This window comes from uncultured Aquimarina sp., from assembly GCF_947496855.1.
GTDB lineage: Bacteria > Bacteroidota > Bacteroidia > Flavobacteriales > Flavobacteriaceae > Aquimarina.
In genome coordinates, this window is record NZ_CANMED010000008.1 from 101987 (window position 1) to 117385 (window position 15399).

15 protein-coding genes are annotated in these 15399 nt (G+C 32.0%); 11 read left to right on the plus strand and 4 right to left on the minus strand.

Going from position 1 to position 15399, the window contains the following annotated elements; translation table 11 throughout:
• Positions 1–645, plus strand: coding sequence for a hypothetical protein (locus tag Q0921_RS22005; RefSeq protein WP_299260818.1), 645 nt, complete (start codon positions 1–3; stop codon positions 643–645).
• 60 nt (positions 646–705) lie between these two features.
• On the opposite strand, the gene Q0921_RS22010 is transcribed toward Q0921_RS22005, so the two are convergent.
• From Q0921_RS22010 to Q0921_RS22025, 4 genes are all read right to left on the minus strand, one after another.
• Positions 706–2778, minus strand: a complete 2073-nt coding sequence (locus Q0921_RS22010; protein ID WP_299260820.1) for a M13 family metallopeptidase — start codon at positions 2776–2778, stop codon at positions 706–708.
• Positions 2779–3093: 315 nt separating this feature from the next.
• A complete protein-coding gene (locus tag Q0921_RS22015; RefSeq protein WP_299260822.1) occupies positions 3094–3549 on the minus strand; it encodes an RES family NAD+ phosphorylase in 456 nt (151 codons plus the stop codon).
• Positions 3549–4001, minus strand: a complete 453-nt coding sequence (locus tag Q0921_RS22020; protein WP_118462353.1) for an antitoxin Xre/MbcA/ParS toxin-binding domain-containing protein — start codon at positions 3999–4001, stop codon at positions 3549–3551. The genes Q0921_RS22015 and Q0921_RS22020 overlap by 1 nt, the downstream gene beginning before the upstream one ends.
• 52 nt (positions 4002–4053) lie before the next feature.
• Positions 4054–6378, minus strand: a complete 2325-nt coding sequence (locus tag Q0921_RS22025) for a hypothetical protein (protein WP_299260824.1) — start codon at positions 6376–6378, stop codon at positions 4054–4056.
• A 357-nt stretch (positions 6379–6735) separates the two neighbouring features.
• Between Q0921_RS22025 and Q0921_RS22030 the strand changes: the two genes are divergently transcribed.
• The 10 genes from Q0921_RS22030 to Q0921_RS22075 all read left to right on the plus strand — a co-directional run bounded on the left by Q0921_RS22030 (position 6736) and on the right by Q0921_RS22075 (position 15385).
• The gene (locus Q0921_RS22030; protein ID WP_299260826.1) at positions 6736–7269 is read left to right on the plus strand and encodes a hypothetical protein; all 534 of its coding nucleotides are present in this window, start codon (positions 6736–6738) and stop codon (positions 7267–7269) included.
• A gap of 146 nt (positions 7270–7415) precedes the next feature.
• Positions 7416–8591 carry a gephyrin-like molybdotransferase Glp gene (gene glp / locus Q0921_RS22035; RefSeq protein ID WP_299260828.1) on the plus strand — a complete coding sequence of 392 codons (1176 nt, stop codon included), beginning with the start codon at positions 7416–7418 and terminating at the stop codon, positions 8589–8591.
• 142 nt (positions 8592–8733) lie between these two features.
• Positions 8734–9066: a winged helix-turn-helix domain-containing protein gene (locus Q0921_RS22040; protein ID WP_299260830.1), complete on the plus strand. Its 333-nt coding sequence runs from the start codon at positions 8734–8736 to the stop codon at positions 9064–9066.
• Positions 9063–9635, plus strand: a complete 573-nt coding sequence (locus tag Q0921_RS22045) for a molybdenum cofactor guanylyltransferase (RefSeq protein ID WP_299260832.1) — start codon at positions 9063–9065, stop codon at positions 9633–9635. The genes Q0921_RS22040 and Q0921_RS22045 overlap by 4 nt, the downstream gene beginning before the upstream one ends.
• Complete coding sequence (locus Q0921_RS22050; protein ID WP_299260834.1) at positions 9626–9865, plus strand: MoaD/ThiS family protein; 240 nt, start codon at positions 9626–9628, stop codon at positions 9863–9865. The genes Q0921_RS22045 and Q0921_RS22050 overlap by 10 nt, the downstream gene beginning before the upstream one ends.
• A gap of 11 nt (positions 9866–9876) precedes the next feature.
• Positions 9877–10317 carry a molybdenum cofactor biosynthesis protein MoaE gene (locus Q0921_RS22055; protein ID WP_299260835.1) on the plus strand — a complete coding sequence of 147 codons (441 nt, stop codon included), beginning with the start codon at positions 9877–9879 and terminating at the stop codon, positions 10315–10317.
• A 63-nt stretch (positions 10318–10380) separates the two neighbouring features.
• Entirely contained in the window at positions 10381–11295 is a 915-nt protein-coding gene (gene moaCB / locus Q0921_RS22060; protein WP_299260836.1) for a bifunctional molybdenum cofactor biosynthesis protein MoaC/MoaB, read from the plus strand.
• A gap of 30 nt (positions 11296–11325) precedes the next feature.
• Complete coding sequence (moaA, locus tag Q0921_RS22065) at positions 11326–12312, plus strand: GTP 3',8-cyclase MoaA (RefSeq protein WP_299260837.1); 987 nt, start codon at positions 11326–11328, stop codon at positions 12310–12312.
• A 127-nt stretch (positions 12313–12439) separates the two neighbouring features.
• A complete protein-coding gene (locus Q0921_RS22070; protein WP_299260839.1) occupies positions 12440–13843 on the plus strand; it encodes an ATP-binding protein in 1404 nt (467 codons plus the stop codon).
• 234 nt (positions 13844–14077) lie between these two features.
• Positions 14078–15385, plus strand: a complete 1308-nt coding sequence (locus Q0921_RS22075) for a carboxypeptidase-like regulatory domain-containing protein (protein ID WP_299260841.1) — start codon at positions 14078–14080, stop codon at positions 15383–15385.
• Positions 15386–15399 lie beyond the last annotated feature (14 nt).

Consider the following 15399-nt stretch of genomic DNA (forward strand, 5'->3'; position numbering starts at 1 on the left):
ATGAAAACTATAACAGATTGTGTTCACAATATACTTAGGCATCAACCATTTTTAGAAGATGCACTATCTAGAGATATCATTAATTTTAGTTCTCTTGCTACTGATTTATTACCTCAAGTAGAAAAAGAAATGCGAAAACCTGTAAAACCAGGATCTATTGTGATGGCGTTACGTAGATATCATCCAAAAAGGATTAAACACTCTGAAAATCTTGGTAATTTAGGAGATATAGTGGTGCGATCTGGTATTACTGAATATACTTTTCTAAATTCTAATACTATTCTTACAAGTCAATCTAATCTGTTAAACACTGTAAAAGATAAAACAAAAACTTATTTCACGTATTCTAGTAATTTCCAAGAAAGTAATATACTAGTATCTTCATCTTTAAAAGAAATTGTCGAGAACCATTTTAAAGATGAAACTTGTATTTCTGTAGCTGACAATTTATCCTCTATGTCTATTGCACTGCCTGATGATAGCGCTAGATCTATCGGGCTATACTTTTATATTTTTAAGCTTTTGGCTTACGAAGGTATTCCGGTTTTTGAAATTATATCAACTTCCAATTATTTTACCTTATTTCTAGAAAAAGAATATGTAAACGATGCTTTTCTATTAATGAATGAAATAAAAGAAAATTAAGAACGTATATAAAAAAAGCCCTGAAAACAGGGCTTTTTACTATTCTTACTAATTGGTAATTTACCAAATATTTACTCTTTTCTCTGAAGCTAAATACATTTTATCTCCTTCTTTAATATCAAAAGCATCATAAAATGCTTGAACGTTTAACAAAGGTTGTATTGCTCTTGTTGTTCCAGGAGAATGCGGGTCTGTCTTAATCTGCGTTCTTAACGCATCTTCTCTAATCTTTGTTCTCCATACAGTAGCCCAAGACATAAAGAATCGTTGCTCTGGAGTAAATCCATCAATATCTTCTGGTCTTCCATTTTCGGCTAGATGCATTTGCAATCCATCATAAGCACCCAAAACTCCACCTAGATCTCCGATATTTTCTCCAAGGGTAAACTTACCATTGATAAATACACTATCTAATACTTCTATAGCACTATACTGCTCTGCTAGTGCTCCACCTCTCTTTGTAAATTGTTTAAGATCACCTTCTGTCCACCAATTAGAAAGGTTACCTTCTGCATCAAAACGAGCACCAGAATCATCAAAAGCATGTGATATTTCATGACCTATTACTGCTCCAATTCCACCATAATTAACAGCTTCATCAGCTGTATAATTATAGAATGGTGGTTGTAATATTGCAGCAGGGAATACAATCTCATTAAACAATGGGTTAAAATATGCGTTTACCGTTTGAGGAGACATCCCCCATTCAGTTTTATCAACAGGTTCCCCTATTTCACTTATATTTTTATTGAATCCCCACTCTGAAATTGCCATCATATTTTCGAAATATGAGTTTCCATCCTTCACATCAAGAGTAGAATAATCTTCCCACTTATCCGGATATCCAATTTTTACTGTAAACTTATCTAATTTCTGAATTGCTTTGGTTTTGGTACTGTCACTCATCCAATCCAGCACTTCAATTCTTTTTTGGTATGCTTTGATTACATTAGCAATCATCTTCTCTGCTTTTGCTTTTGCTTCTGGCGGAAACTTAGCATCAACATATAATTGTCCAATTGCTTCTCCTACAGAACCATTAACTCTTGCTAGAGCTCTTTCTTCCATAGGTCTTTGTTTGATTGCACCGTTAAGTGTTTTGCTATAAAAATCCCAATTTGCCTTTTCTATTTCTGTAGAAAGAGCTCCTGCAGCATCATTTAATGTAGCCCAACGCATTACTGTTTTAAGATCTTCTATATTTGTTTCTGAAAGAACATTTTGTAATTCTTTCATATACTTAGGTTGCATTACAATTACTGAATCTAATTGCTTTTTTACACCTATATCTTTCATCAATTTATTCCAATCAATAGAGGACGTCATTTCGGAAAGTTCCTCCATTGACCTTGGATTATTAAAGTTTCTAGTATCCCTACTCTGAACTTTATCTAATCGTGGTTCCGCTAACTTAGTCTCTATTGCCAAAATAGTTTCTGCATTTTTACGAGCCTGTTTCTCAGTTTCTCCTATATACTGAAGCATTCTGGTAATATGATCGACATATTTGCCTCTGATCTCGACAGATTTTTCATCCTGATCCAAATAATAATCACGATCTGGTAATCCTAATCCTCCTGTAGCAATATATGGAGCATTGATCTCACTATTACTTAGGTTAGGAAAAGAAACTAATCCCGCAAATGGAGCTGAAGCCCCTATTTCTGTAGCTAGAACTGTTTGAAGTTCACTTAAATTCTTTATGCCAGCAATTTTATCCAAAGTAGGTTGTAATGGGGTCACACCAGCTTTATCTCTTGCCACAGTATCCATAATAGATTCATAAATCAATAAAGCTTTATATTGATCTGTTCCTGCAGCATATTTACCACTAGACTTTGCCTTTTCCAGAATCTCAAGTACATCATAGTCGGTCTTTTTTCTTAATACACCAAAACCTCCCCATCGAGTTCTATCTTCTGGAATTTCTGTGTTTTTCATCCAACTACCATTAACATAGTTGTAAAAATCTTCTTTTGGACTAATACTTGTATCCATATTATCCAAAACAATACCTGGTATTTTTTCTACCTCTGCTATCGCTTCGGGTTGATTTTCACCATCTTTTTTGGCTTCATCCTTGCAACTCGTAAAAGCAATTATGAATACTGCCAAAAAATACACTTTTCTCATTTTTTTAATCATTTTATTAATAAATTAAGTTTAGTTCTTTCGAATATGACGTGTAAATTGAGGATTCGTTACTCATATCGAACCAGCCAAGATATATAAATTGTAAAAATGTAGGAAATTCTTTATAAAAATTTAACTTACAATAAGACTCAAAATAAACACAAGATATTGATTAACAACACTTAACTAATATTTAAATTTTATTGATTAACAAAACATTAAGCTTAAATAATTAGCGAAATAAAGTGATTCTATTATAAAAGTTAATATTCATAAACTTAATTCAAATATTAAACTATCAATAAACTTCAAAATCTATTTTAGCAAACGAGTATCAAAACTAAAAGGCTCTATTTCGATCAATTTTACCAAATCAAAGTTAGGATGCAAAGGATTAATAAGAAGATTTTGTTCTCTAGGGACAATTATACTTGGTACTTTCAACCCTAATTGAATATTCTCTGATATCCAATTCATCGCAAAATGTTGAATACCTGTTGATGGAGGGATTTTATTCCAGTCCTTGGGTAATTCTTTAATATCTATCGTAGAAGTCAATTCATCTGGTAATTCTATCGTAGCAATTGCCATATCATCAGGAAAATAAGCTGCTGGTAAGTGAGCCAATACTTCGAGAACAGAAAGGGCAACAGTAGTACTTGTGTATAAAACTGCAACTCCTTTGGGGTTCCATCTACCACCAACGGTTTTTGCTCCAATACCTGTTAAGTCTTTTATATACTTTTGTTTGGCAATTCTATATACTAGCATTATGCAAAAATTCCGTGCTCTATACGAACCAACTCTTCATTTAATAATTGAAATCCAAATGTAGTATCAAGAAGCTCTTTAGGTTTTTTGGTTGCTAATGCTATATTGGGATGTTCCATCCACCTTTTGAAACGGTCCAAATCACCAAAAATATTCTCCCCTCTAGCATAAAGCTTAGCTAATTGTAGTGCTTTGGCACTTGCCTCTGTACTCAATTTCTTATTTAATTCATAACGTTGTATAGTGCGTTCGGATAAATGCAAAACATGTGCTAATTCACTTAGATCAAAATCGATCGTTTTTGCAAGATGTACTAATGCTCTTTTATCTATACCGTTACGAGATAATTCTATAAAATCGTAAATATTATGTAGAGGAATATCCAAATTAAGATACCTTAACAAACCTTCACTTTCTAAACCATCGTAATCTAATGGGGTTACTGCGCTCATAATACAAATGAATTTATTATGACAAAAATACAAAAAAAAATGACAAATGACTTTAATCTTCTATAATTAAATCCAATTCCTCACTAACTTCATCTAATCGAGCTTCCATAGACCGGATTGCAATGGTAGATAAATAACGTCCCAGAGGAAGAACCGGTTTAATAGCTAATTCTTCTTTATCTATATCATTAGATAATAGAGTCACAGAAGGCGGTGTTATCTTGGTTTGTTTTAGGTTAATAATATAATCACTCTCCAACCTCTTCAAAATTTCCTGAGTATGTCCATATCGCACATTTTTTAATGTAGTTAACGGAGCTTCAAACTGTGTACTGGTTCTAGCGATCTTACGTTCTTCTTCATTAGCTATAACCAAATGTTTAATTTTTACTTTTTCTTTTAGATCAGGAAAAGAATCATTTAATACTTTTTTTAATACCTCTTCTATACCTCTAGATACTCTACCACCAATATTATCATAATATCCAGCATCCGCATATTGATCAGATTTTAATGCATCCGTTTCTGTAATTTTTCTAACCTCACCTACCGGCGTTATATAGGGGAAACTCGCATTAATACGCATAGCCGTAGAAAGCGCGATAGAATTATTAGGGTAACTGGATTGTATATTATTCAAAAAATCGTTCATCCCTGCTAATGGTCTCAAATGGGAATACCTTACCGGACTGATAATATTATAATTTCCTGTTTGTGTATGTGTTGTATTAATTAATAATAACGGTGGAATTTGCTGACCGATAGTATCTACAGTATTACTTGGAATATTTTGATAAAAAGATAGAAACTCTTTATCAAGAACATTTTGACCTTTTTGATCATAAAAATACTTTTCATGAGCTTGAATCCATTGTTCTTCTAATAACTGCCCCCTATTTTTAAAGTTAAACAGGCTCGTAACCTCTTTAAATAAATCTCGTCCTAATAAAGAAAGTAGTGCTACTGATAGATAATTTTCTTTATATATGATGCTAGCTTTATACTTAAGATTAGGGTGTTCTGTATCTTTAATAATCTTAAAATTAGACTTTTTATTATTAAGGCTTGTATTTCTCGCTTCCGCAAAAAACATAGAATTACCCACACTACCACCTGAAGCTCCTGTTAATGAAAGTAAATTTTCTTCGAAATAAGCCCCGTTTGACTTTTCATACAAATAACTATGTACCAAAAATGACCAAAGCCCGGCTCTGGATCCTCCCCCTTCTGCAGAAACCATTATAATAGGAAAAGCTTTATCATTATTTTCTATAATCCCCTCCCTACTCTTTAACCAATGATAAATATAAGTATCTAACGGCGGTCTCAAGGCTGTAGTTTCTTTTAAGTTTAGTTGATAATGATCAGATGTATCAGAAAAAAATCTAGCAGAAAAAATACAAAATATAGTAACAATTGAAAGAAGTGGTAACTTAATCTTTTTTCCTATTAAAATTAATATGAAACAAATCATAAAAAGGCTTAGCAAAGAAAGGATCAGGATAGACAAGGGGTTTACTCCACTTGCCAAATTAGGATAGAAATTCAGAATTAAAAATGTAAACAACAATATAAACCCAAATGATATAATCATTCCATAAAACAGTTTCTTAGGAAAACCATTAAGAAACCTGTAGCTATTAAATGATAGAGTAGAAAACAATAGTGCCAAAGCGCAATTAGAAAGAAATAGATTGCCTAAATCCTTCTCAGCTTGTGTATTTAAGGTTCCTAATGATATAATTAAAAGCATTAATCCAATAGATACACCAAAAAAAATAACCGTTGTGTTAGAACTTCGATTAAGAAAACCTTTAAGTACCTTATATATTTTAGGTTCAGATAATAATAACAGTAAAAATATAATAAGAATTAAAGTATTTGTTGGATCTAGAAACTTTGTATAAGTGTTTTCTAATCCAAATAACTCCATTGCATTAAGAATACTTAGTGCTGATATTGCCAATAATAAGATAGCAAGAATTCTCGGCAATGTCTTTCTCATATGAATTCTGGTCATATAAGGGTAGCTGACAGATTCACTTCTATCCTGAAATTTATAATGTTGATTAGGAATAAAACCTATGAGATTAGAAAAAGAAATATCTTTATAATTATGAAAATAAAAGTATTTAGGAGCATTCCATATTAAGAAAGCGGCAATTATAAGTAAACTAAAGTATAAAGGGACTTCTAATAAAAAAGTATCCGCCTGGTTAAGAATCAACAATAAGTCCACCGTTTGAGGAAAATGCCATAGTGCCAGATAAACAGCTCCAATAAAAAAAATACTAATCATATTATTAGTTAATTCTCTTAGAAGGTTTTTAAACCAAACACTGAATCCTTGGAAAAATAATAATAGCTTGATGATCATTGTAGCCAAATTTAGAATTAAATATCCTTAAATCATTGCTCTATTTAAAAATAACAACTAAAAAAACAGATCATTGCTATTTTGCAGGGTTTGAGCCAAAAAAGCAATAAACTAACAATCAATATGTTAATGAAATGTAAAATTTAACATTTGTCTAAACACCTGTGTTTACAGGAGCGACGAGATTTTTAGGAAAATTAACGCTATAGAAATCAATATTTAAATTCAATAAATTACGGTTTTAACATAAAAAAACGTATCTTGTCGTTGATTATGTGTTTTACGACGATAAAAACACCTTTAACGTAAGATAAAACTTACTTTTTTAATTGCAGTTTAACCCAAAAACTGAACCTTATGAAAAAATTATTACCCTTATTAACATTACTTATTGCAAGTGTAACATTTGCAAACGTAAAAATCGACATTTCTTATAAATTAATGTCTGTGACCGAGAATACCGTAATTAACGGATTAGATGAAAATACTGAAGAAGGTGTAATTTTTATAACAGAAAGTTTACATCTTGAAAACGGCGTTCGTATCAAGATTAGAAATGCTTGTTTAATCATTTTAGGAGATATTTCTGGAAATGGAATTCTTGATGTAGACGAAACAGCCACAGTAACCCTAGAAGGTGAGAAAAAAGGAAGAGTTACCTTTATTGATAGATTTTTAGCAGACTCAACTTGCCAACAAGATACTGGAAATAAAACCTTTAAGCACGTAAGAGAAATACCTACTGGTATTAAATATAGCCTTTACACACTTTCTGGAAGATTATTAGATAGTGGTATAATTGATGAATACATTCATAATTATGTGGATCCTAAAACATATCTTATTAAAGTAGAAGGGTATAAACTAAAAAAAATAGTTTTCAAAAATTAAGTCAATCATAAAAAGTAAGGTTTATTATGATGATAACACGGCAATTTTTATTGTCGTGTTTTTTTATGACACAAGTAAACTTTAAAATTCTCGAAATATAGGTTTCTTCCAAACAAAGCAATATTTTTGAAACAAAATAATTGTGTATGATTTCTGTATCAACAGCGCTATCAATAATTTCAAAAATATCTTATACGCCTAATCCTAAAACCATTCCATTAAAGAATGCAAATGGATTACTTCTCGGTGAGAATATCATTTCTCAAATAAACATGCCTCCCTTTAGACAATCTGCAATGGATGGCTATGCATTACTACTTCACGATGAAAATTCTTATCAGATTATCGGTGAAGTAAAAGCAGGAGACGCAGATAATTACTCTTTAGAACCAGGACAAGGTGTTCGTATTTTTACAGGAGCTAGAGTCCCTGATAATGCAAATACCGTAGTAATTCAGGAAAAAGTAAATAGATCAGAAAACACCATAACCCTTGATAGCGAAATACACGCAAATCAAAATATTAGAGCGGTAGGAGAACAAATAAGAAAAGGAGCTACTGCATTAACCAAAGGAACTAAACTAACCCCTGCTGGTATTGGGTTTCTTGCTGGATTAGGAATAACAAATGTAGAAATTTACACTCCTCCCCGCGTCTCAATCATTACCACCGGTAATGAACTTATAACCCCTGGAGAAAAGCTTAAAGAAGGAAAGATTTATGAAAGTAATTCTATACAATTAGAGACTGTATTGCAACAATTACATATTAAACAGATTACCAATTATGTAGTACATGATGAATATAAAAGTACTAAAGAAACGATACAGCAAGCTATAGATAATAATGATCTTGTATTAATAAGTGGTGGTATTTCTGTAGGAGATTATGATTTTGTAAAAGAAGCTTTATCAGAACTACATACTGAAGAATTATTTTATAAGATTAAACAAAAACCAGGAAAACCATTGTTTTTTGGAACTAATAATAAAACTATGATTTTTGCCTTGCCTGGTAATCCTGCTTCTTCGCTTACCTGTTTTTATATTTATGTACTACCAATTATCCAAAAAATGATGGGAGCAGACACCATAGGTCTCAAGAGAACTACAAAACTTATTACCCAGGACTTCACTAAAAAGGGAGATAGAGCACAATTTCTTAAAGCAAAAGTATCCGGGGAAACAGTAGAAATTCTAGAAGGCCAAAGCTCAGCCATGTTATATACTTATGCTATTGCCAATGCATTGGTTTATATCCCAGAACATGTAGATAGCATTAAAAAAGGAAATGAAGCTGAAACTATTTTATTACCTCAGTAACTTTTTCTCTTTTTCAAAAAGAATATAGCATTAATTTCAGTTTAAATCATTACGGTCTTTTATTTTTGAATTAATCATAAAAATTTCTGAAAGAGTTTATTCTTTATCTTTTTCGTTATATCTTGCAGGAAACAACGCTTTCATGTATCATATAAAAAGTAGAATTTGGATAGAAGGAGAAGAAGGTGTTTTTCTTGGAGAAGGACGAATTAAAGTCTTAAAAGCAATAATGGTAGAAGGTTCTCTTTCTAAAGCTGCTAAATCTCTAGGAATGTCATATAAGAAAGCTTGGAATTTAGTTGATTCTATTAACAAAAATGCCTCGACTCCTGTCATTATTACTAATACTGGTGGTAGCGGTGGTGGTGGAACAAAGATCACAGCCTACGGAATAAAAATGATTACTGCTTTCGAAAATATTAATAAAAACTGTTGGGATTTTCTGGATCAACAACTAAAAGATCTCCAACTATGACTTTAGGAATAGATCAGGATATAACAGGAATTATACTTGCTGGTGGAAAAAGCAGTCGAATGGGTCAGGACAAAGGGTTGAAACTTCATAACGGAAAGCCCTTTATACAACATATTATACATTCAATAGAGACGATTACTAATAAAATTCTAATTATTACAGGTAGTAGTAATTACCAAATATTTGGCTATCCGTGTATACCAGATATTATTCCGGATCAAGGTCCTGTTGGTGGCATTTATAGCGGTTTAAAACATACTAAAACAAAACAGAATTTAGTTTTGAGTTGCGATGTCCCCTTTGTTAAACCTCTTGTTCTTAATAACCTTATTTCTGAATATGACCCCAATTATGATGTCATAACATATGAGGATATTCCTCTTATCACCTTATATAATAAATCGGTAGAAAGAACCTTTTTTGAAAGTATTCGAGAGCAACGTCTTAGTCTGAGGAAAACACTTTCAAAATTAAACGTAAAAAGTATACCTGTTAAGGAGAGTATAGCTCCTTATGTAAAAAATATTAATACACACCAACAGTATAAAGAAGCAAATACATGGAAGTGAAAGTTTTGTATTTCGGAATGATTGCGGAAGCTACTGATCGTAAAGAAGAGTTGATCTCTTTAGAATCCGGCAGTAATGTTGGTCAACTTGAAAACCTGTTAAAAGATAAATATGAAAATTTGCAACATTTGTCATTTAAAGTAGCAATTGACAAAGAAATTTCATCGAGTAACACCTTACTTACATCCAATAATGAAATAGCATTATTACCTCCTTTTTCTGGCGGTTAAAAAAATAAAATATGAATAAAAGAAAAACAGTATTTATAGAAGGTCCTATTACTCCTTCTTTTATTGCGAATTCTATAGAAAAACATCAGACCAAAACTACCATCGGTGCTCACGACATATTTTTAGGTCAAGTAAGAGCAGATAAAATCGACGGTAAAATTGTTCAAGCAATTGACTATTCTGCTTATACTGAGATGGCAGAAAATAAATTTCATGAAATTCGTGAAGCCACTTTTAGTAAATATGATCTTACCTGTATGCATATATATCACAGCTTGGGTAAGGTAAAGGCGGGTGAAATTTGTCTTTTTGTATTCGTTTCTGCTCCTCATAGGAAAGTTGCTTTTGAAGCATTAGAATTTTTAGTGGAAGAAATAAAAAAAGAAGTGCCTGTATTCGGAAAAGAAGTTTTTGAAGATGAAACACACGTTTGGAAAGTTAATAAAGTTTAATTTTTCAAAAAGTTCCAATAAAAAAAATACAACCAAAACCCTAGTAAACGATTAAACAGTAAAATGGTAGATATTACACATAAAAATAATACACTCCGAACAGCAGTAGCACAAGCGATTGTTAAGGTTGGAAGCATAGAAACCATCGAAGCTATTGTATCTAAAAATATTCCAAAAGGTGATGTTTTTGAGATGGCAAAAACTGCTGGGTTATTTGCTGTAAAAAGGACTAGTGATATGATTCCGGATTGTCATCCTTTGCCAATTGAATATACCAAAATAGATTATAAAATCAATAATCTCGAAATCACAATAGAGATGATCGTAAAAACTATCTATAAAACTGGTGTAGAAGTTGAAGCAATGCATGGAGTATCTGTTGTTGCACTGACGATGTACGATATGCTAAAACCTGTAGATAAAAATGTAGAAATACAACATATCAAACTACTGCATAAACGAGGTGGTAAATCCAGTTATAAAGATAATGGAGCTCCATTTACTGCTGGAGTGATTGTCTGTTCTGATTCCATTTCTGCAGGTCACAAAGAAGATAAAGCCGGTAAAGCTATTATAACCAAACTAGAAGAATGTGGAGTTACTATTAACACCTACACAATTATTCCTGATGAAACAGATCAGATCCAACAACAAGTAAAACAATTAGAAAAAGCTGGTAATGATCTTATCATTTTTACCGGTGGTACGGGATTGTCGCCTCGCGATGTAACACCAGAAGCAATTTTACCATTAATCGAACGTCGTATTCCCGGAATCGAAGAAGCGATTCGTAATTATGGACAAGATCGTATGCCGTATGCTATGCTCTCCCGAAGTGTAGCTGGAGTGATAGGAGAATCACTAGTACTAGCATTGCCAGGGTCTACAAATGGTGCTAGAGAATCGATGGAAGCAATTTTTCCTGCTGTGTTGCACACCTTCAGAATTCTAAAAGGTGCAAAACATGATGGAAACTAAAACAAGAATGTAAATATAAAAAACCAGCGCATGCTAACAGATAGTTTCGGACGTAAACACACATATCTTAGGATTTCATTGACAGAGAAATGTAATCTTAGGTGTACATATTGCATGCCTGCAAACGGGATTCCTCTAAGCCCAAAAGAACATCTGATGTCTGCAGATGAAATCTATACGATTGCCAAAGAATTTGTAGGATTTGGAGTTAACAAGATTAGACTAACTGGTGGAGAACCTATGGTGAGAAAAGATTTTCCTTTAATACTAGAAAAACTAGCTAGCTTACCTGTCGAATTAGGAATTACAACCAATGGAGTATTAGCAGACCGTTTTATTCCTCTCTTAAACGATAATGGAGTGAAGACTATTACAATTAGCATAGATTCACTTCATAAAGATAAGTTTGAGAAAATTACACGCCGCAATGAATTCGAAAAAGTTTGGAGTACGATACAACTTTTCCAAAAAGAAGGGTTTAAAGTCAAACTAAATATTGTTTTAATAAAAAACTTTAATGAAGATGAAATTATTGATTTTATTAACCTGACTAAAGATCGAGATCTAGTCATTCGTTTTATAGAATTTATGCCATTTGATGGAAATCAATGGAATATGGATAAACTTGTAACGCAGCAAGAAATCTTAGATAAGGTAAATTATACTTTTCCGTTACAGCTTAAACGATTAGACGATGCTCCTAATGACACTTCCCGAAACTATAAAATTGAAGGATATCGTGGTAGTTTTGCCATAATAAGTTCTGTTACCAATCCTTTTTGTGACACCTGTAATCGTATCCGTATCACAGCTGATGGTAAATTAAAAAATTGCTTGTTCTCTGGTAAGGAATTTTCATTATTAAAACCACTAAGAGCTGAACAACCTATATTTCCTGTTATACAATCTGCACTAGAACATAAATTTGCTACCAGAGGAGGAATGGACACTCCCGAAAAATTAAAAAACCCTGAGTTACATTCTAAAAACAGAAGTATGATTAGTATTGGTGGTTAATTTCTGAAAATTCTTTTAGTATACATTTCTAAAAAACCATTATATTTAGGCTTATATCCCAATAAGGCCCCCAAAATACCTTATCTGAAGATTAACTAACTTAAGATCTTAGTACAAAAAATCATCTATGAATCAAAAATCATGGTTTAAATCTGAAGCTGCCGCATACACACTATATGGAGTATTATTTGGCTGTATGTTTCCTGTTTTGGCTACTAGCATAGATATTGCCAAATTAGGATTAGATTTTTCAATAGATTCAGTAATATTTGTTCAGGAACAATATCCAATTCATTACATTATCGATACCGCTCCCCTATTTCTTGGTTTATTCGCCATGTTTGGAGGACGCAATTTGGATAAACTCAAAGAGAGAAATACGCAAATCCTACAAGCTTCAAAATTTAAACAGGATTTCTTGGCTAACATGAGCCACGAAATCAGGACACCTATGGTGGGTGTGATAGGTATGATTGATTTGCTTTTTAAAAATACTGAGCTAAATAATTTACAAAAAGAATATGTTACTACAATTCATCAATCTTCACAAAACTTATTAGATATTTTAAATCAAATCCTTGATTTATCTAAAATAGAAGCAGGAAAATTTACACTATCTCCTAAAGGGATTAATCTTAAAAAGTTAATCGACCAAAATGTAGATCTATTTCTTGCAAATAGTAAGGCAAAAGGAATTAAACTGGTTTCTGAATATCCCGATACCTTGTCGGAGCATATTTATGCAGATAATAACAGGCTAACGCAAATATTATCCAATCTTATCGGTAATGCTATCAAATTTACCAATGAGGGCACTATCACTATAAAATCATCTTTAGTTTCTAAAAAAAATGAAGAGTTAACCATTAAAGTAGAAGTAATTGATTCTGGAATTGGTATCAGCAAACAAGATCAAGAATCCCTTTTTAATAGATTTAGTCAAGTACATAACGATACTGTCCTAATCGGAGAAGGAAGTGGATTAGGCCTTACTATCAGTAAAAAATTAGTGGATTTAATGAATGGAAAATTAGGCGTACATAGTGAAGTTGGAAAAGGAAGTAATTTTTGGTTTACTTTCGAAACCAAAATATCTGATGCTATCTCGCAAACAATTGATAAAGTTTTTGATAAAAGTAGAGATCAAAAGTTTAACCTTAATGTTCTATTGGTAGAAGATTCTGAAACAAACATCCTTGTTTCTAAACAAATCCTTAAATATCTAGGTTGCACAGCAGATGTCGCCGAAAACGGAAGAAAAGCTATAGAAATGTTTGAAGAAGGTGTGTACGACCTTATTTTGATGGATATAAATCTTCCGGAATTAGATGGAGTAGAAACTTGCAAATTGATCCGTAAAGGCTATAAAAAAGTACCTCCTGTTATTGCAATTACTTCTAACGCCTTACCCGGTGACGCAGAACGATTTATTGCAAAAGGACTAGATGATTATATAACTAAACCTTTTACTACAGAAATACTTAATATAAAACTTAAAAATTGGTTTGGTGATCATAGTGGATATCATTAAGATCAAAAAAATCCTTTCTTCAATATAAAAGAAAACACATAGTTATAAACACAACCGTTTTAAAACATCTTATTAAAGAAGCATAACATTTCTTTATAGAGAACAAGAAGGCTACCATATTAGCTCATTTTTAACTATTGTATCCTAAAAATCATCTGTAATTTTAGTATCTTGTATAATCGACATTCTACCTCAAAGATTAAAGAATGTAATTATTAATTGAATGAATCTGATATGGACAAGAAAAGTATTTTTTTACGTGAAAATTGTATCACATTTTTACTCTGTATATTCCTAATTATTGGATACTCTAATAGTCTACAAGCATTTAGCTTTTTTCAAGACACCGATATCCAGAACAGTGTAAATTATAATGAGTATAAAGGAATTGTAGTGGATAATAACACTAATGCCCCATTGGTATCAGCCACAATTTTATTGAATGGAACTAACATCTCGACGATCACCAATCGAGAAGGTGAATTTTTGTTAAAGGTGCCAAAAACTGCTACCGATGATAATATCACTGTGTCCTTTTTAGGATATAAAGATAAAGTAGTTTCACTTTCTTCCTTAAAAGGTGACGATACAAAAATCAAATTAGATGCAACAATAACAGAATTATCCGAAGTTAATATTGATCCCACAGACCCAGAAGCTCTTATCAAAGAGGTTATGAAACGACGTGGTGCAAACTACCAAAGCGATAACACCATTATGACAGCTTTTTATCGCGAAACTATTAAAAGAAGGAGAACCTACGTATCCCTTTCCGAAGCTGTAGTTGATGTATATAAAAAGCCTTATGTATCTGGTAAAACTGATATTATTAAGTTATATAAAGCAAGAAAAAGTGCAGATTATAAAAAGTTGGATACACTTACGTTAAAGCTTCAGGGAGGACCATCGAGTACGTTGTTTATTGATGTGATGAAAAATCCTGACCTTCTTTTTACAGAAGATATTTTAAAAATCTATGAGTTTAGTTTTGATAAATCTACTAAAATTAATGATCGGTATATTTACGTTCTTAATTTTAAGCAACGCCCTAATATAGAAGATCTTTATTATTATGGAAAATTATATATCGATTCTGAAACATTAGCATTAACAAAAGCAGTTTTTAGTTTAAATCTAGAAGATAGAAATAAAGCCAGTAAATTATTTGTTAGAAAAAAACCAACAAGAGCCAAGGTGTATCCTACAGTAGCTACCTATAACATGAACTATAGAGAATCTAATGGTAAATGGTATTATGGTTATGGGAAAATTGATCTGGTTTTTAAAGTAAATTGGAAAAAGAAATTATTTAATTCTACTTACAAATTAAATATCGAAATGGCTATCACCGATTGGAAAAAGAACCCGAATAATGAAAACGTAAGACCAAAGGATCGTTTAAAATCATCTGTGGTTATTAGTGACGAGGCTTCAGGGTTTTCTGATCCAGAATTTTGGGGAGAATACAATGTAATTGAACCCGATAAACCTATAGAATCTGCAATTCGTAAAATAAAGAAACAACTACGAAAATTGAATTGATCATATTTCAATTC